The sequence below is a fragment of the Rhodococcus sp. NPDC049939 genome (assembly GCF_040656415.1).
In the GTDB taxonomy this organism is placed as follows: domain Bacteria; phylum Actinomycetota; class Actinomycetes; order Mycobacteriales; family Mycobacteriaceae; genus Rhodococcus_F.
In genome coordinates this window covers 84,015-100,178 of the sequence record NZ_JBFAMC010000001.1, presented here as the reverse complement: position 1 = coordinate 100,178, position 16,164 = coordinate 84,015, and the positions used below count along the sequence as shown (strand labels likewise).

Below are 16,164 nucleotides of genomic sequence, written 5' to 3'. Positions count from 1 at the left end.
ATACCGGTCCGCCCGAACTGCCGCGTTGGACTTGCTGAGCACGGCAGGATAGGCAGACGCGTGGCGTTATGCACATTCTGGGCACCAATGATGCGCCAGCTGTTGTCGATCCGGAGAAACACTGCGACCATCATTCACTATCGTGATGCTGCATTACGAACTCGGAGCTTCGGCAGTTGTCGAGGGTTCACTCACCTCATCCGGAAAGGACCCGTAATGGGTGTCAGTTTGACCAAAGGCGGCAATGTCTCTCTCACGAAGGAGGCGCCGAACCTGACCGCGGTGGCGGTCGGACTCGGATGGGATGCCCGATCGACCACCGGCACCGAGTTCGACCTCGATGCGAGCGCCATCGGCACGGGTGCCGACAAGAAGGTCGTGTCGGACCAGCACTTCGTGTTCTTCAACAACCTACGTTCACCGGACGGTTCGATCGAGCACGCAGGCGACAACCTCACCGGCGAAGGTGAAGGCGACGACGAGGTGATCAACGTCAACCTCGCGGGCGTCCCGGCCGATATCGAAAGCATCGTGTTCCCCGTCTCGATCTACGACGCGGAAGCGCGTGGGCAGTCTTTCGGCCAGGTGCGCAACGCCTTCATCCGCGTCGTCGACAAGTCCAACGGCGAAGAGCTCGCACGCTACGACCTGTCCGAGGATGCCTCGACCGAGACGGCAATGGTCTTCGGCGAGCTGTACCGCCACGGCGGGGACTGGAAGTTTCGCGCGATCGGTCAGGGCTACGCGTCCGGGCTGAGCGGCATCGCCCGGGACTACGGCGTGAATATCTGACCGTGAATATCTGACAGAGGCTCGTCGTTATCTGACAGAGGCTCGTCGTTCTCCAACCGGGGTGGGTTTCGTAGCTTCGGCTCAATACCCGCCCCGGTATGTGAACATCTGCTAATCACCTGACATCGCCCATCAGAGAAAGGCCGCGCTTAGTGGTTGTACGAATATTCGGTCTCTCCTTCGCCGTGACGGTGATCGCATTGATCATCGCCGCGCTGTACGGCGGCCCACAGGCCGTACTGCTCGTAGCGATCCTGTCGATTCTCGAGATCTCCCTGTCCTTCGACAATGCCGTGATCAACGCCACCGTCCTTAGGCGGATGAGCGAGTTCTGGCAAAAGATCTTCCTCACCATCGGAATCGTCATCGCCGTCTTCGGCATGCGCCTGGTCTTCCCCCTGGCAATCGTCTGGCTGGCCACCGGCCTCGGCCCCGTCGCCGCCATCGACCTCGCCCTCAACCCTCCCGCAGACGGTGCTGCGTACTTCCCTGACGGCAGCGCCAGCTACGAGACCTTGCTCACGGACGCGCACCCGCAGATCGCGGCCTTCGGCGGAATGTTCCTGTTGATGCTGTTCCTCGGCTTCATCCTCGAGGAACGCGAAATCACCTGGCTGTCCTGGCTAGAGCGTCCCCTCGCCCGCATCGGCAAGCTTGACCAACTCGCGGTCGTCGTCGCAGGCACGCTGCTCCTGATCACCGCCGTATACATCGCGCCCGAGCACGAGATCGGCACCGTCATGATCGCCGGTGTGCTCGGCATGATTACCTACATCGCCGTCAATGGGCTAGGTGAGCTGTTCAACACGCCGGAGGAGGGCGAGAACGGCGAGGAAGCCGAGAGGTCTGGAAGTGGGCCCACCCAGTTGGCCAAGGCCACCGGCAAGGCCGGGTTCTTCCTCTTCCTCTACCTCGAGGTCCTCGACGCGTCCTTCTCCTTCGACGGTGTCATCGGTGCGTTCGCGATCACATCGGACCCGATCATCATCGCCCTCGGACTCGGCTTCGTCGGCGCAATGTTCGTCCGGTCGATCACTGTGTACCTGGTTCGCAAAGGCACCTTGTCGGAGTATGTGTACCTCGAGCACGGTGCCCACTGGGCCATCGGCGCGCTGGCGATGATCTTGCTCGTCTCCATCGGCTACCACGTCAACGAGAACATCACGGGACTCGTCGGCGTCGCCCTCATCGGCGCCGCCTTCATCTCGAGCGTCGTGCGCAACCGCAAGGCTGCCGCGATCGGTGGCACCAACGATGACCTGGACGTGGACGAACAGAAGCCAGTCTCCGTGGGCTGATTCCCGGCTCGCACCACAACGCAGCGGCAGTGCTCGTGACCAGTTCACGAGCACTGCCGCCTGACTTTGTGGCTACCAACGTCAGGCGGAACGGGTACTCAGGGCGTTTGGGTTGTGCCGTATACGTGCGTCGCGCGAACCCTGAGAATCTGCCGCCGATCGGAGATCATCGCGCGACGGAACTCGTCCCAGTTCTCATGCTCTCCCCCGGAAACGAGCCGGTACACCTCTACGAGTTCGTCTGCGGCGGCGTCGTGAGGATCGGTCGTGACCTCGCTCAGTTCCGCGTCACCCTCGACTACCACGTAACTCCAGAAGTCAGGGGCGCTGACGTGCAGAGACACCCTGGGGTCGCGTATAGCGTTGCGAGTCTTTGCTCGATCCGCCGTTACCGACACACGCGCCGTGTGCGTATCAGGGTCCCAGGCGTACACCACGTTCGACAGCTGTGGCCGTCCATCGCGTTTGATTGTGGCCAAGACCGCACGCTTGTGCGTAGCGACGAAGTCGAGTAGCGGCCGCTTTGCTTCATTCACATCGAGGCTCATATCCCACCCAATCACATGCCCGGACCCTGTGTCTCCACTCCGGGGCCTCGCCGCACTGCAAGACACTCCCCTGTTGCTATCCAGTGACAGCCAGTGCGTCGATCTCGACCAGCATGTCCTCGTGCGGAAGCCCAACGAACACCGTGGTTCGGCACGGTAGCTGATCGCTCGGCACATTCTCGGTGATGAACTCGTCGTACACGTCGTTCATCGCGGCGAAGTCGTCTCGTGTGGTGAGATAGACGCGGAACATCAGCACGTCCCCCACGGTTGCGCCCCCGGCCTCGAGGATCGCCTTCACGTTCGCGAGGGTGCGGCGGGTCTGCCGGCGAACGTCGCCTCTAGCGACGTACTCGTTGGTGGTGGGGTCCATCGCGCCTTGCCCCGACACCGCGAGCATGTTGCCCTTCTTGATTCCCTGACTGAACGTGTACGCAGACGCCGGCGCATCCCCGGTGCTGATGACGGTGGTGTCGGACATATCGACTCTCCTGGGTGTCGCAGATTTCCGATCGGACGGACAAGGCCGGGAATCAATGGCTTACAAGCCGATTGGTCGATACACCCGCATCCCGAGTCCGACTGCCACCGCAGTCAGGTTCGACGCCTCCTTGGTGAGCAAAGCATTGTGGTCCAAGGAACTTCACGCAGCGAGGTATACGAGTTCATTGGACACCCGATGCGGTCATCAGGTCCACGAACGTGACTCCCTCGTTGGTGACGCCGAACACCCTCGCCCGGATGAGTGTTTTCTCAGCCCAGGCCAGGTGCGGGCGTATCTCGTTCATCTTGTTGCGATACTTCGACGGTTGAACGCCTCCGCGACTCTCACCGCCGCGGATGTCGAGAGCATCCTGGTACTCCTCATGTGTGACCGCCGACAACGCGTGGACGGCCGCGACGTGCGTCGGATGGATGACCGTCTTTCCCTGAATACCGTTGGCACGGTCGAGGGCGATTTCGCGCAACAGCCCGTCCATGTCGCTGCTGACCAACTGCTGGCGAAATTGCACCATGTCGTGTTTCTCGAAGGGGGTGGTGCGAAGAGTGGGCCGGAACAGCCTCTCGCGGTCGGCGAAATACTCCCACACAGGTCCGGTGATCACGTGCCCGGTGCCGTCTGCACGACCAAGGAGATTTACGATCTCGGCGATGACATCCGCAACCACCCGGACCTCATAGATCGTCAGATCGCGGTCGCGACGGATGCCGAACGTACCGCACATATCGGTGGCCCCGATGCGCACAGCGAGGATCCGGTCACGGTGTTCGTCGACCAAAGCGGAGATCCTGATGAGCTCGTCGTGCCGGGTCTCGCGGTGGATCAATTCTGATGACTCGAGCACGGGCATTGCATACAACCGCTTGCCGAGTCGCTCGGACATCGAAATCAACTCGTCGAGAAACCCTACCGCTGTAGCGCTGCCGAACTTGGGAATCACAAACCCGGACAGCACCTGCGTACCGTCGGTCAAGAGGCTGCAGATGCGGCGAATATCTTCGGCCTCCCGAACTCGCACGAACAACTGCATGCGCGCACCACCGAGTACCGCAATCCGATCGAGCGCCTCGACGGCATTGAGAAGACCGGCCTCCACGTCGCGGTCGGCAAGAGCATCCTCGAGGTCGATGATCATCGAGCACACCCCGTCGCCGGACCTGCGGAGGATGGTCTCCGCGAGGTCTTGCCTTGTCGCGGGAACGTACAGCGTGGCACCCAAAGCAACGGCAAGTACCGTGCGATCCTCGTTCGGACCGAGCGGCTCCGGCGGGCGCAGGAACAGCTGCCGTTGGGTTTCAGGATCGAGGTGGTTGAAATGACGTACCGGCTCCAACGCCTTCGTCTCAGTAATCGTCATGTCGGGTCCGTTCCAGTGCTCACATCACCCTCTCAGCTGCGCTGAACTGAGGTCTCGAATGATGAGCTGCGCTACGTGCGATGAAGGTTATGCTTTGACCCACTCCGGTTTAGCATCGGTTTGGATTGTCGTCAACGGACTGATTCGGTGTCCGCTGCGCGGGGTAGTTTGCGCGCATTCCGACCGCGCGAACAGCCGGACCAACACCAGTTCCAGTCACGGCAGCCGCGACTCTGCGCCTTCAACACACCAGTTTCGCTCCTCGTCGAAATGGTTTTGACGTGGCTTACGAATTTCGGTTAACTTTGGGGCGCAGGCATTTCGGAGTTCGCCGATTGCAGATTCCGAACACCTTCATCGATCCGACGGTGTTGCAGTGGCTCGCCGCGCAGATGGAGGTCCGAACTTGACCCCGGCGGCGCCGGAAACACCGCCCTCGACAACCTGATGCCACAACATCCTGGAATGTTCCCACGGTCTCGAAATACTTGTGACGGGCCCACCGCCCTCCTTCAACCGGTATGGGTATCGGCTGCGCCTTCAATCAGGTCGAACTGCGACGGGTCATCGTGGATTTTGGGGTGGCGATGCCTCCGCGTTTGGACCTGACCTCACCTAACAACTGGTCATTCAGCTCAGAGACGGCACCAAGGTTGCGATGTCGATGATCTCGATATGTGCTGCCGGTCCGCCGGTGAACTCGGCGACGGTGATCTGTCCGGCAGGTCCGAACTTCTCTTCGAATCGAGTCCGGGTGCGGGGGGAGGAACGGTCCAGGACCTTCTCGGCAGATCGTGTCGAGGTCACCAAGAACTTTTTCGGATCCGGCCCGACGACGAATAGCTGCGCACGCCGGCCCGTATCGTCCAATGCCAGGTGAACCAGATCGACAAACACACCCCGCTCGCGCATTGTGTCGGCGCCTTTCCACTGCGCTGTCTTGAACTCGGCGATTCGCCGATCGGTCTCGAGATCAAATGGCCTGCTGGGGTCGTTGCCGGCGCCGAGTGATGGTCTGGCCTTGACGGTCTCACCAGGTTCGAGGATCAGCGGCAGGCAACGCGCGATGACGGTGGCATGAATGACGTCATTGAGCCGTCCGACGTGCTGACGAACGGCGAGGGCTGCGTCGAGGAGATCCTCGCTGAATTCGAAACGTTCGACGGTGTCAGCGCACCCCGTCATGCCTGAGCCGACGAAGACCGATTCCGCGGAGGACAGACGCTCGGTGAGGTCTTTGGCATGGAGGAACCCCAACACGGTCGAGAACGCCGCCAACAGATTCGTGTAGTCCGCTTGCGTTGCCCCGCCTGCAGCGTTTGGTTCGGTTTGATTCGCACCGGTCTCGGGCTGGTAGGCGCTGGTGATGAAGCCGATTCCCCGGAGGCGCGCCAGGGCGGTGTGAGTTTTGAAGCTCTCCTTCGGAAGTCTGCTGATCAGCTGATACGCCTGCTTCGGTGGGTAGCGCACGCCGTCGACATCGACCCAGTGTTTTCGGATCGGTTCGGGTACAGACTGACTGACGAGCTTCTTTGCAGCTTCGAAGTCCATACAGCTCTCAGGCTCCCGCGGTTCCATCACTCGATGAGTTTGGTGAATACATTGTTGCGCACCAAACCAGGATTTCGGCGATCTTGATCTGAGTTATGCCGTTGTCGAGTTGACGGTGATGATGCCGAGAAGTAGCACCCGTGCCTAAGGCAATTTCCGCGCGAAGGAGATGCCCAACATCGAGCGCGAGCCAGACCGAACCAATCAGTCCGCGTTCGCCCCCGAGGTGGGGACCGAGCGTGACCTCGAAACGGTATTGGACCGGGATTAGACCTCGTACCCGGTGTCGGTCTGCTCCTCGGGCCCCGATGCCGGTGGCCCGAAGTTTGGCGCGCTGGCCTGTTGGCGTCGCCAACGAGCCTGATTGGGCCGCACCTGATGAACGACTCGGGCAGATCCAAGGTTTTTCTTGAGTAAGAGTTGCTTGCCGTCGGTTCGGGTGAACGTCCGTCGCATCGGCTTGCCGCTGGTGGAGTCGTCGACGATGAGTTCGACGGTGTGGATCTCTTTGGTCAGCGGATGATCGAACGTCGCGCGGACGTTCGTTGCGCAGATCGTTGGGGATCCCGGGTCCTGGTGCAGGGCGGCGATGACGGCCGCCGGTGTGAATCGGTTGCCGAGCTCATCGCCGGTGTCGATTCGGCCGCTCCACCATCGATGCAACGCTTGCTCTTCGGCTCGTTCACGCGGAACCTCGACATCCAGGATGGTGAACCGTTCGTATCCTGCGACGCCGAGCTGTTTCGGCAGCCGTTCGCCGAGGCCTGACCAGCTGAATGTGCCCTCGATGATGATGTTCTCGCCGCGCTCCGTGCACCTCTTCTGGAGTTCGTCGACGATCTTTGTCGACTCGACATGCACCAGCGTCGCGAGTTCACGGGGCCTGACAGTCCCGCCGTCGGGCAGTCTCATGCTGAGGATGTGGTTGTAAGTACCGGCCTCGAGTGCTTCACGGATCAGATAGTCCTTGACCCGGTCGGCGTCAAGGACACGCCAGCCTTCGTCTATGAGCCGGTTGTCGCGGATGCTGGTCGCCTTGCCGGCACCGGGGACACCTGCTGTCGCGATCGCTTGGAACTGGCCCGAGATCGACGCCGCTCTGTTCGGCGAGGTAGCTGTCGATGATGCGGTGTCGTCGCGGTTTGCTGACGTGCACACGGTGGGTGGCGTTGGCCCCGTTCCGGTCGAGGATGCCCTCGGCAGCGCACATGTGCTCGAGTTCCGCGGCGGTCGCCGCCCTCAGGCCGCCCGGCACTACGCGAGACTCTCCGCGCGACGAGAGGCGGTCAACTCGAACAGGCGCTGGTAGTCCGCATCCGAGATCAGATCCCCTGCCCGTTCGATCTGATCCCACGTACCGGTCAGGTAGGTCTCGCCGGTGGGGTCAGTCCGACCGAACGTGTAGTTCCAGTTTTCGAGTTCGTTCATCATCGCCGCGTGGTCGATCTGTTCCGTGGCGTATTCGAGGAGGACTTCGCGGGGGCTGCGCTCGCACACCTCGGGTGTCAGACGCGCTGTCTTGGCCAGGCGGCTGACCTCCGGCTGTGCCACGTCGAGCTGCTCCGCGATCTCGCGCTGCGTCCACCCATCCTCGATCGCGTCGCGGACGGCCCGGAGCTTGAGGATCCTCGCCAGTTCACTGCGCGCCGGCACCGCCCGCAGATGGCGCTCGATGACATCGTGGTCGGAAGCAACAGACACCTAAACCACCTCCTGTACTGGAATTATACTGAATTGTATCAGTCTGACGGCTGAGTGGCACGATTGTCGCGAGACCAGGCAGAGCGGTACTCCAGTCACGGCTAGCTACGATGACACCGCCGGGACGGGGCGTCATGGCATGGATGGATGAATCGAATCGGCTCGGGGGAACTGTGTCTGCAAAGCCTGCGCGGCGGCGTCTTCTCGTTGCACTGCTCAGGCTCGCCGCGACCGTTGCGGTCGGTTACGGCTTCATCCTGCTGATTCCCCGTCTCGCCGCTATGGGACCGGACGCGCCCAACCCTGACGAGCTCGGTCCCGCACTCGCCCTGCCGACATGGTCCGCGCCGGCGTCTACAACTCCACCGCCACCTTTGCCACCGGGTTTCCCGTCGATGCAGTTCCCGCCGCCGAAGATCGACGTCGAGCCTGGAGAGCCGCAGCCTATTGCCACGAAGTTCGGTCTCACCTACGACATTCCACCGGATTGGGACAACGAATGGAGTGCGGTGTTCGGATGGTCCGACGATGACGGTCTGATCGCCGGCTACGGAGCTCACGGACAGTACGGGTACGAATACTGCGACGCCATCGACGGCGCAACCCTTGCTGTCACAGGAGCAACGGGCAAGCGCGGTATCGACATCGAGACCGCGGCACTCGAAGAGGTGCGATCCGCCGAGCGGATATTCGCAGACGGCGACCGTATGCCGAAGGTGACGTACACGGAGGCGCAACACTTCACAATCGCCGGTAACCCCGCCGTGCGATACACCGCCTTTGTCGACGACGTCCCGAAATCGAATGAATGCGATCCACCACGCGCCCGGTTCGATGTGGTCGCGACCCGTGGCTTCGCGACGGCTGAGGTGATGGTCCTCGTCGTCGAGGCCCACCAGGGACTGCCTGGTGCGATCGAAGCAGAAACGATCGACCAGATCATCGGCACACTCCGTCCGAGCTGAGCTGCTGAGCACGAGGCAACATAGGAGAGGATTTGAACCCGGCACAACCCCCACCGCACGCTCTGCCACCCCAGCCGGTGAGCAGGATGGCCGTCCCTTTCCCCTGGGGCAAGCACCTTAAACGGACATCGGGTCTCCCAGTCGGCGCCAGCGATGTGATCATGCTTGTCGTCGCGCTCATCCCGGCGCTCCTGCTGGCGGTCGCCGGTTCCTGGTTGGCCGCGCTCGGGGTCGGAATCTTCGGCATGATTCCGGCACTGTCGGTGATGGCGGCACATGCCAACACGCGCACGAAGGTCCTGTCGTCGCGTGTGCGTTCGGTCGACGTCGACCCGCGCACGGGTCGTGTCCGCGCCGCTGACCAGTCCGCTCCACCGGCTCCCGGAGCAGTACGGGGGGTCATTTTCCCGCACAGCTGGATTCGAGTCCTCACCCTGTTGTGCCTGGGAGCCTTCATGCTGCTGATCCCGTGGTGGTTCGGAACGCCGTTCCGCGACCCTGTCACCGGTTCTTGGGGGATCGTCTCGTACGTGATCGGGGGAATCACCGCTCTACCCGCGCTCGCAACGATCGCCGTCGCTGTCGCGACCGTGCAGGGAGGGCGATATGGGATCACCGTCGTCGCGGATGGGATCCTTGTGTCCAACCCGCTCTTCGCGCGAATGATCCCGTGGCAGCAGATCGCCTGGGTCCGTCCGACCCGCAACCGCGAGGGTCGGATCCCGGTGGACATGATTCGCCTCGACTTCGCTCCTGGAGCCAGGTCGGTGCGACTCCCGTCCGGGATGCTCGGCAGGTTGACGATGCTGTTCGTTCCACAGACCCGATCGAAGATCGAACTGCCCTTCCAGCACTTCGACATCGACCCGGTGTTGATGCTGAACCTGCTCTACGACTTGCACACCCAGCCGCCGCTGAGAGCCGAGATCGTCGACGGGCGGATCTTCGAGTACCTGCGATCCATGCTCGCCCAGCCCCGATAACGACGGGCCGTACCGCATCCCCTGGGAATAGCCCGGGTCCGCAAGACACCACTATCAGAAATGAGCACGATGTCAGTCCGTTCATCGACCATCGCCGCCTGCTTGGCCTTCACCGCGCTGTTCGCCACCGCGTGCGGCAACGCCGAAGACACCAGCAGCGGAACCGCGACCACCTCCGGAACACCGACGTCGTCGGCACCCTCGGAAACAAAAATTGAAACGGCCAAGCCCACCGGTCTATCCACCCGAAAGACCGCACCCGCAGCCCTCGGCCCGCTCCTGACTCCAACGTGGACGGACTTCGATCCGTGTGCGGTGCTGACCGCCGACGAGGTCGCCGCAACGACGGGCGAGCCGCAGCAACCGGGTGAAGTAATGATGGCGACCGTCCAAACGCCAGAGGGGGAGTCGGTCTCGGCTACGTCCGGCTGCACGTGGGGATCCCAAGAGGGGTCGGCCGCCATCGAGTTTCTCCAGTCCGACCAGATTATCAACATGGGAGAGCGCGCCGTCATCGCCGACATCGAAGGCCGCGAGGTGATCCTGATGTTCGGCAACCAGGCTCGGTGCAATATGTACGTGCACTACTCCGGATTCCGACTGGCCATCATGGATGTCAAAGCCCGACCGGGTGACGGGCGCACCCCCGACGACCTGTGCAACCAGTCGCTGAGCCTGCTGACGACAGTCGTCAGCAATCTGGACTGGGTGTAGCGGCGTCGCGGGATCGACGCGACGGTGCGAGCGCGGAGACGACGCAACGTCGGTATCGCTCCACGAAATCGGCCCACCCCCGGATTGGGGCGGACCGACGTCTCGTTCTCTGACTACTCGTGGACTACTCGTGCTGGAACATCTGGGTAAAGCTCGCCACGCGACGAGAGGCGGTCAACTCGAACAGGCGCTCGTAGTCCGCATCCGAGATCAGATCCCCGGCATGTTCGATCTGATCCCACGTACCGCGCAGGTAGGTCTCGCCGGTGGGATCGAGCCGACCGAACGTGTAGTCCCAGTGTTCGAGTTCGTCCATCATCGCCGTGTGGTCGATCAGTCCCGCAGCGTACTCGAGGAGAACTTCGCGGGGGCCGCGCTCACACACCTCGGGGGTCAGACGCGCCGCCTTGGCCAGGCGGCTGATCTCCGGCTGTTCGACGCCGACCCGTTCGGCGATCTGACGCTGAGTCCACCCGGCCTTGATCGCTTCGCTGACCGCGCGGAGTTTAAGCTTCTTCGCCAGTTCACTGCGCGCGGGAACCGCACGCAGCAAGCGCTCGATATCGTGTTCGTCGGCGTAGGACACCTAAACCACCCCTCTATACTGCTGCTGGCCGCCGACATCGTGACGATCGTCGACACCGCCCGCGGCGGCTACGCCGGGTGGGCCGACGAGGTCCTCCAGCGCCGCGACACCGCACTGCTGTTGCTGGGGTTCGCCAGCGCGTTCTGTCGCAGCGAACTCGTCGGCTTGGCCTGCGGAGACGTCACGCTGCACTGGCTCGACGGCCTGCACATGTGACAGCGGGTGGCAGCTGTTGTTTCTACGTAGCTACAGAAGTCCTCGCCGAACTATCCGGCGACAGAACGAAGTGGTGCTCCGATCCGGTAGGGCGTTCGACAAGTGGCGCTGGATTCTCGTCATTGGCGATAATTCCGACGATGCGGTCGTTATCGACCTGATCCACACCTTCTATTGACCGATGTCGCGGGTCCGTTGACACGCACGAGGGAGACAACATGGAACCTCGAGAAGTCGATTTCGCGCACACGGACGGCGCAGCGCGAAAGCGACGAGAAAAGGCGGTGGGCTTAGCGAAATACGCCTGGGACCGCGGGATCAGCGGGAAGGAACTCCTCGCCCTCGAAGACGGCACGCTGCGCAAACTTGCCCGTGCGGCGGGATCGAACCCGCCGAGCACCATGGAGACTTGGCTCGTCGTCGTCGAATTACTCGACCAGAAGTCGGCATGGGCCGAGCGGCATTCCGATCATCCCGCGGCAGCCCGCGATCACCTCGATGAAAAGATCATGTGGGTGAAGCCGCCAGTCCAACCCTGGGACTGACACAGGTCACGGAACCGGCCGAATTTCGAGTATGCGGTCGTCCCCCTCCGCAGGCGTACCGCGACCGTCACGATTGCTCGTGGTGAACCAAAGTGCACCATCCGGGGTAGCGACGACGGTGCGCAGTCGCCCGTATTCACCCTCGAACAGCGACTGTGGTTCACCTAGCGAACCGTCAGCCCCCACCGGTATCTGCCAAAGTCGTTCGCCGCGTAGCGCCGCCACCCACAACGACCCGTCGAGGAAAGCCAGCCCGGACGGTGACGCTTCGCTGGGACGCCACTGCAGCACCGGGTCGGTGAATCCGTCGATACCGGCACTGCCCTCCGCATACGGCCAGCCGTAGTTGTTCCCAGGTTCGATCAGGTTGAGTTCGTCCCACGTGTTCGCCCCGAACTCGGTAGCCCAGAGCCGGCCGGCATCGTCCCAGGCCAGACCCTGCACATTGCGATGCCCGAGTGACCAGACGGGGGATCCAGGAGTGGGGTTGTCGGCGGGGATCGACCCGTCTGCGTCGAGTCGCAGGATCTTGCCGCCGAGCGAGGATGGGTCCTGTGAGAGGAGCTTGTCACCGGCTTCGCCGGTCGCAACGTACAGCGCACCGTCGGGTCCGAACGCAATCCTGCCACCGTCGTGGATCGCCCCGGCCGGTATGCCCGTCAGGATGGGGTCGGGTTCTCCGAGCACGGTCCCATCGAACCGGAGAGCCACTACCCGGTTGTCGTCGTCCGTGGTGAGGTACGCGTAAATCATCTGGTCTGTGTCGTATGTGGGCGAAACCGCGAGGCCGAGCAGTCCCGCCTCACCTCGCGCCGACACGCCAGGAATTTCGCCGATGTCGGATACTTCGCCGTTCGGCAGAAGGTGGCGGATCTTGCCGCTGTCGCGCTCGGCAATCAGCGCCGTACGGTCGGGCAGGAACGCGATCCCCCACGGCACCTCGAGGTCTTCCGCGATCACGGTGGGGCCGGCGACAGCCGACGAGGCCATCACCGCGCTCGTCGATGGGGACAGTGGACTCTCATCCGACTGACTCCCCGTACACCCGACTGCCACGAATACCGCCGCGACTGCCAAGAATTGCCGTCCCATGCCAGATCCCTCCCGTCGCGCAACTCCTCTCACCATCATCGTCCCCCGCAGGGCGGCACTCGGAGGCGAGATGTGCCATTTGTCCATTTCAGAGGCCTGAACTCACCAAAGTTCGGGTTCCCTGAACCCCCAGGACAGGCATAAACTTCATGGGGTGCGCGACTCACATCCGACCTGACGTTGCGCCGAAGGGGGTGAGCCGAAGGGAGTGAGCAATGTCGGGCACCTTGGATCCGCAACTTCAGCACACCCTCAAGAAGCGCCACCTCTCGATGATTGCTATCGCCGGGGTGATCGGAGCAGGCCTCTTCGTCGGATCCGGCGCCGCGATTCGTGAAACCGGCCCCGGTGTTGTGCTGGCCTACGCGCTTGCGGGCCTCGTCGTCGTCCTCGTCATGCGGATGCTCGGTGAGATGTCGACCGCAAACCCCGACACCGGATCATTCTCGGCTTATGCCGACCGGTCGATCGGACGATGGGCCGGATTCAGCATCGGATGGCTCTATGCGTGGTTCTGGATTCTTGTACTCGGCATCGAGGCGACAGCGGGCGCGCTCATCATGAACCGCTGGATCCCTGAGGTCCCCCAATGGAGTTGGGCACTGATCATGATGATCGTGCTCACCCTGACGAATATCGTTTCGGTGAGGTCCTTCGGCGAGTTCGAGTTCTGGTTTGCGTCGATCAAAGTCGCGGCTATCTCCATCTTCATCGTGCTCGGCGTTGTGGCGATATTCGGCTTCCTCCCCGGCGTCGAAGCTCCCGGCCTCAGCAACCTCACCGGTCACGGCGGGCTGTTCCCCAACGGGGCAGGCGCGGTATTTGCCGCGATTCTCGTAGTCGTGTTCTCTTTCTTCGGCGCCGAGATCGCTACCATCGCTGCAGGCGAATCCGCGAACCCGGTCGCAGCGGTGCGCAGCGCAGTGCGGACCGTGGTGTGGCGAATTCTCATCTTCTACATCGGTTCGATCGCGATCGTCGTCACACTGCTCCCGTGGAACGATGCCTCGGTCGCACTCAGCCCGTACGTCGCGGTCATCGACTCCTTCGGTATTCCGGCAGCGGCCAACATCATGGACTTCATCGTCCTCACTTCGGTTCTGTCCTGCCTGAACTCGGGCCTCTATACGGCGAGCCGCATGATCTTCTCGCTCTCACGCCGCGGGGACGCCCCACCTGTGCTGGGTAAGATCAGTACCTCCGGCGTTCCGCGAGTGGCTGTCCTCGTCTCTACGATCGTCGGATTCCTCACGGTGGTCCTCAACTATCTGTACCCGGACACGGTGTTCCTGTTCCTCGTCAACTCCTCGGGCGCGATAGCTCTGTTCGTATGGCTGACGATCTGTGTGTCGCAACTACGTATGCGACGCCAGTTCGAAAGTGAGGGAAGGGAACTGAAGCTGAAGATGTGGCTGTTCCCGTATCTCACGTGGGCCACGATCGCCGCCATTGTCATCTTGTGCGTCGGCATGCTCGTCATACCCGACACCAGGAGTCAGATGTACGTTTCGCTGGCGCTCGCGATCGTCGTAGTCGGACTCGGGGTATACAACGACCGATACGGAGCACACAAGGGAAAGCCCGGCGCAACAGAATTCGAAACCGTTTCGATCGACTCGCCAAGCCGCTGAGCGTTGCGCGGAGGCGGTGACGTAACCAGCACCTCCCTACACCACCAGACCGCTCGGACGTCGCCGTAGCGGCGACTGTTCCTGCACCGGCATCGAATTCGGCGGGACGGGATACGGTGCACCGACGTTCAACGTTCCGGCCACCACGTTGACACCGCACTGCGCGATGGCAGCCTGCAGGCGTGGCCCGGGGTCGGTCATTGGCGGCACAACGGCGTTCGGTGCAGAACCGAAGTCGAACGCGGATGTCATGTCACCGGTGACTCCGCGGCGCCACTGTGTGAGATTGGGGACCGGGACGCCGAAACGCGTCTCGAGCAGCCGCAACTGCGACGTGTGATCGAAGGTGTCGGATGCGACCAGTCCACCTCGGCTGTAGGGCGAGATGATCAGCGCAGGCACTCGGAACCCGAGCCCGATCGGTCCTGGGTTGCCGTCGCTCGACGAGACCGAGTCGAGCGGCACTGTGAGGAACTCGCCCGGCGTACCAGGCGGCGGTGTCGGCGGGGGTACGTGGTCGAAGAACCCACCGTTCTCGTCGTAGCTGATGATCAGCGCCGTCTTCTCCCAGATCTCGGGTTTCGAGGTGAGAATGTCGAGCACCTCGACGATCCCGACCGCTCCCCCGGCCGGAGGCAACGCCGGGTGTTCGCACGTGAAAACACTCGGGACGATCCAGGACACCGAAGGCAACGTACCGGCCTCGACATCGGCGCGGAAGTCGTTGGGGTAGGTCGGGTCGATGCCGCGACGCGCGAGTTCGGATGCAGGGTCGCCGTATTGCGTGAACGAACCCAGCATCCCGTCCAGCACCACACTCGATACCGGGCCTAGATCCTTGTTCGCGTACACCTTCCAGCTGACACCTGCTTCCTGCAGGTTCTCCGGGTAGGTGCGCCACGAGTAGACGAACTTGGGAATCAGCGTCGGCGTCTCGACGAGTGGGCCGCCGGCCTGACCGTCAGGGTCGATCGTTCCGCTGATCCAGTACAACCTGTTCGGGTCGGTTGGCCCGAGCAACGAGCAGAAGTAGTGGTCGCAGATCGTGAACGCATCGGCGAGGTCATAGTGGACGGGTATGTCGGCCCGGGTGTAGTAACCCATCGTGGCCGGGCCGTTCAGGGGTCCTGCGTGTGCGATGTGGACCGGCAACCACTGGTCCATTGCGCCGCCGTTCCAGACATCGTGCTGCGACCCCCATGTGTGGGTCGGATCGTTGATGCACTCACCGTCCAGGTGTGTGCCCTGGTTGGTGTCGAGCCGGAACGGATTGAGGTATCCGTCGGGCGTCGGCCCCTCCCCCGGTGCATAGCCATATTGGTTCCAGGCCGGCGACGGATCGTCGAATCCGCGGACACCGGATAGCGTGCCGTAGTAGTGGTCGAACGACCGGTTCTCCTGCATGAGTAAGACGAAGTGCTCGATGTCGCCAAGTGATCCGCTACCGCCCGGGTCGAACGCGTATGCCCGGTCGATCACCGGGCCTGCCCATGAACTGAGGAACGCGGTACCACCCGCCGCCGCGGCGGAGGCGAGAAACTTCCGACGCGAGATCTCCGATGCCGGGGTCACGTCTTGTGATGGTAGTCGCTGCGAGAGTCGCCTGCCCGGCGAGAACACCCTCCTACCGGGCGAAACGATGCCCCGGGGTTTGGGTTTTCGCGCGTCTGCGGGCCAGCTCCG

General features: G+C 62.6%; 16 protein-coding genes and 1 pseudogene. 8 read left to right on the top strand and 9 right to left on the bottom strand.

Annotated features, from left to right (window positions below; translation table 11 throughout):
* The first annotated feature begins 216 nt into the window (after positions 1 to 216).
* Entirely contained in the window at positions 217 to 792 is a 576-nt protein-coding gene (locus AB0I57_RS00450) for a TerD family protein (RefSeq protein WP_358328272.1), read from the top strand.
* Positions 793 to 944: 152 nt separating this feature from the next.
* Complete coding sequence (locus AB0I57_RS00445; protein ID WP_358328269.1) at positions 945 to 2,090, top strand: DUF475 domain-containing protein; 1,146 nt, start codon at positions 945 to 947, stop codon at positions 2,088 to 2,090.
* A 98-nt stretch (positions 2,091 to 2,188) separates the two neighbouring features.
* Here AB0I57_RS00445 and AB0I57_RS00440 read toward each other — a convergent pair whose 3' ends face one another.
* The 6 genes from AB0I57_RS00440 to AB0I57_RS00415 all read right to left on the bottom strand — a co-directional run bounded on the left by AB0I57_RS00440 (position 2,189) and on the right by AB0I57_RS00415 (position 7,749).
* Entirely contained in the window at positions 2,189 to 2,638 is a 450-nt protein-coding gene (locus AB0I57_RS00440) for a PPOX class F420-dependent oxidoreductase (protein ID WP_358328266.1), read from the bottom strand.
* A gap of 76 nt (positions 2,639 to 2,714) precedes the next feature.
* A complete protein-coding gene (locus AB0I57_RS00435) occupies positions 2,715 to 3,119 on the bottom strand; it encodes a RidA family protein (protein WP_358328264.1) in 405 nt (134 codons plus the stop codon).
* 184 nt (positions 3,120 to 3,303) lie between these two features.
* Positions 3,304 to 4,497, bottom strand: coding sequence for an HpcH/HpaI aldolase/citrate lyase family protein (locus AB0I57_RS00430; protein WP_358328259.1), 1,194 nt, complete (start codon positions 4,495 to 4,497; stop codon positions 3,304 to 3,306).
* Positions 4,498 to 5,127: 630 nt separating this feature from the next.
* Positions 5,128 to 6,048, bottom strand: a complete 921-nt coding sequence (locus AB0I57_RS00425; RefSeq protein ID WP_358328256.1) for a hypothetical protein — start codon at positions 6,046 to 6,048, stop codon at positions 5,128 to 5,130.
* A gap of 267 nt (positions 6,049 to 6,315) precedes the next feature.
* The gene (locus AB0I57_RS00420; RefSeq protein WP_358328254.1) at positions 6,316 to 7,206 is read right to left on the bottom strand and encodes a zeta toxin family protein; all 891 of its coding nucleotides are present in this window, start codon (positions 7,204 to 7,206) and stop codon (positions 6,316 to 6,318) included.
* A 96-nt stretch (positions 7,207 to 7,302) separates the two neighbouring features.
* The gene (locus tag AB0I57_RS00415) at positions 7,303 to 7,749 is read right to left on the bottom strand and encodes a hypothetical protein (RefSeq protein ID WP_358328251.1); all 447 of its coding nucleotides are present in this window, start codon (positions 7,747 to 7,749) and stop codon (positions 7,303 to 7,305) included.
* A gap of 173 nt (positions 7,750 to 7,922) precedes the next feature.
* Here AB0I57_RS00415 and AB0I57_RS00410 point away from each other — a divergent pair, with 173 nt between their 5' ends.
* From AB0I57_RS00410 to AB0I57_RS00400, 3 genes are all read left to right on the top strand, one after another.
* On the top strand, positions 7,923 to 8,714 hold the full coding sequence (locus AB0I57_RS00410) for a hypothetical protein (protein WP_358328248.1): 792 nt from the start codon (positions 7,923 to 7,925) through the stop codon (positions 8,712 to 8,714).
* An 86-nt stretch (positions 8,715 to 8,800) separates the two neighbouring features.
* Positions 8,801 to 9,697, top strand: a complete 897-nt coding sequence (locus tag AB0I57_RS00405) for a hypothetical protein (RefSeq protein ID WP_358328245.1) — start codon at positions 8,801 to 8,803, stop codon at positions 9,695 to 9,697.
* Positions 9,698 to 9,766: 69 nt separating this feature from the next.
* Positions 9,767 to 10,411 carry a DUF3558 family protein gene (locus AB0I57_RS00400; protein WP_358328242.1) on the top strand — a complete coding sequence of 215 codons (645 nt, stop codon included), beginning with the start codon at positions 9,767 to 9,769 and terminating at the stop codon, positions 10,409 to 10,411.
* A gap of 124 nt (positions 10,412 to 10,535) precedes the next feature.
* Here the strand turns inward: AB0I57_RS00400 and AB0I57_RS00395 are convergent, their stop codons facing one another.
* On the bottom strand, positions 10,536 to 10,997 hold the full coding sequence (locus AB0I57_RS00395; protein ID WP_358328239.1) for a hypothetical protein: 462 nt from the start codon (positions 10,995 to 10,997) through the stop codon (positions 10,536 to 10,538).
* Positions 10,998 to 11,018: 21 nt separating this feature from the next.
* On the opposite strand from AB0I57_RS00395, the pseudogene AB0I57_RS00390 reads away from it, so the two are divergent.
* Both AB0I57_RS00390 and AB0I57_RS00385 read left to right on the top strand, forming a co-directional pair.
* Positions 11,019 to 11,210 (top strand): annotated as a pseudogene (locus tag AB0I57_RS00390) (integrase); the annotation flags it as partial.
* A 221-nt stretch (positions 11,211 to 11,431) separates the two neighbouring features.
* Positions 11,432 to 11,758: a hypothetical protein gene (locus tag AB0I57_RS00385; RefSeq protein WP_358328236.1), complete on the top strand. Its 327-nt coding sequence runs from the start codon at positions 11,432 to 11,434 to the stop codon at positions 11,756 to 11,758.
* A gap of 6 nt (positions 11,759 to 11,764) precedes the next feature.
* Here the strand turns inward: AB0I57_RS00385 and AB0I57_RS00380 are convergent, their stop codons facing one another.
* On the bottom strand, positions 11,765 to 12,850 hold the full coding sequence (locus AB0I57_RS00380) for a PQQ-dependent sugar dehydrogenase (RefSeq protein ID WP_358328233.1): 1,086 nt from the start codon (positions 12,848 to 12,850) through the stop codon (positions 11,765 to 11,767).
* A 215-nt stretch (positions 12,851 to 13,065) separates the two neighbouring features.
* Between AB0I57_RS00380 and AB0I57_RS00375 the strand changes: the two genes are divergently transcribed.
* Positions 13,066 to 14,481, top strand: a complete 1,416-nt coding sequence (locus tag AB0I57_RS00375; RefSeq protein WP_358328230.1) for an amino acid permease — start codon at positions 13,066 to 13,068, stop codon at positions 14,479 to 14,481.
* 36 nt (positions 14,482 to 14,517) lie between these two features.
* On the opposite strand, the gene AB0I57_RS00370 is transcribed toward AB0I57_RS00375, so the two are convergent.
* Complete coding sequence (locus tag AB0I57_RS00370) at positions 14,518 to 16,053, bottom strand: alkaline phosphatase family protein (protein WP_358328227.1); 1,536 nt, start codon at positions 16,051 to 16,053, stop codon at positions 14,518 to 14,520.
* Positions 16,054 to 16,164 lie beyond the last annotated feature (111 nt).

Bases quoted from the DNA above. Each gene is read 5' to 3' on its own strand.
- AB0I57_RS00450 (WP_358328272.1), top strand. From the start codon at position 217: ATGGGTGTCAGTTTGACCAAAGGCGGCAATGTCTCTCTCACGAAGGAG.
- AB0I57_RS00440 (WP_358328266.1), bottom strand. From the start codon at position 2,638: ATGAGCCTCGATGTGAATGAAGCAAAGCGGCCGCTACTCGACTTCGTC.
- AB0I57_RS00435 (WP_358328264.1), bottom strand. From the start codon at position 3,119: ATGTCCGACACCACCGTCATCAGCACCGGGGATGCGCCGGCGTCTGCG.
- AB0I57_RS00430 (WP_358328259.1), bottom strand. From the start codon at position 4,497: ATGACGATTACTGAGACGAAGGCGTTGGAGCCGGTACGTCATTTCAAC.
- AB0I57_RS00425 (WP_358328256.1), bottom strand. From the start codon at position 6,048: ATGGACTTCGAAGCTGCAAAGAAGCTCGTCAGTCAGTCTGTACCCGAA.
- AB0I57_RS00405 (WP_358328245.1), top strand. From the start codon at position 8,801: ATGGCCGTCCCTTTCCCCTGGGGCAAGCACCTTAAACGGACATCGGGT.
- AB0I57_RS00400 (WP_358328242.1), top strand. From the start codon at position 9,767: ATGTCAGTCCGTTCATCGACCATCGCCGCCTGCTTGGCCTTCACCGCG.
- AB0I57_RS00385 (WP_358328236.1), top strand. From the start codon at position 11,432: ATGGAACCTCGAGAAGTCGATTTCGCGCACACGGACGGCGCAGCGCGA.
- AB0I57_RS00380 (WP_358328233.1), bottom strand. From the start codon at position 12,850: ATGGGACGGCAATTCTTGGCAGTCGCGGCGGTATTCGTGGCAGTCGGG.
- AB0I57_RS00375 (WP_358328230.1), top strand. From the start codon at position 13,066: ATGTCGGGCACCTTGGATCCGCAACTTCAGCACACCCTCAAGAAGCGC.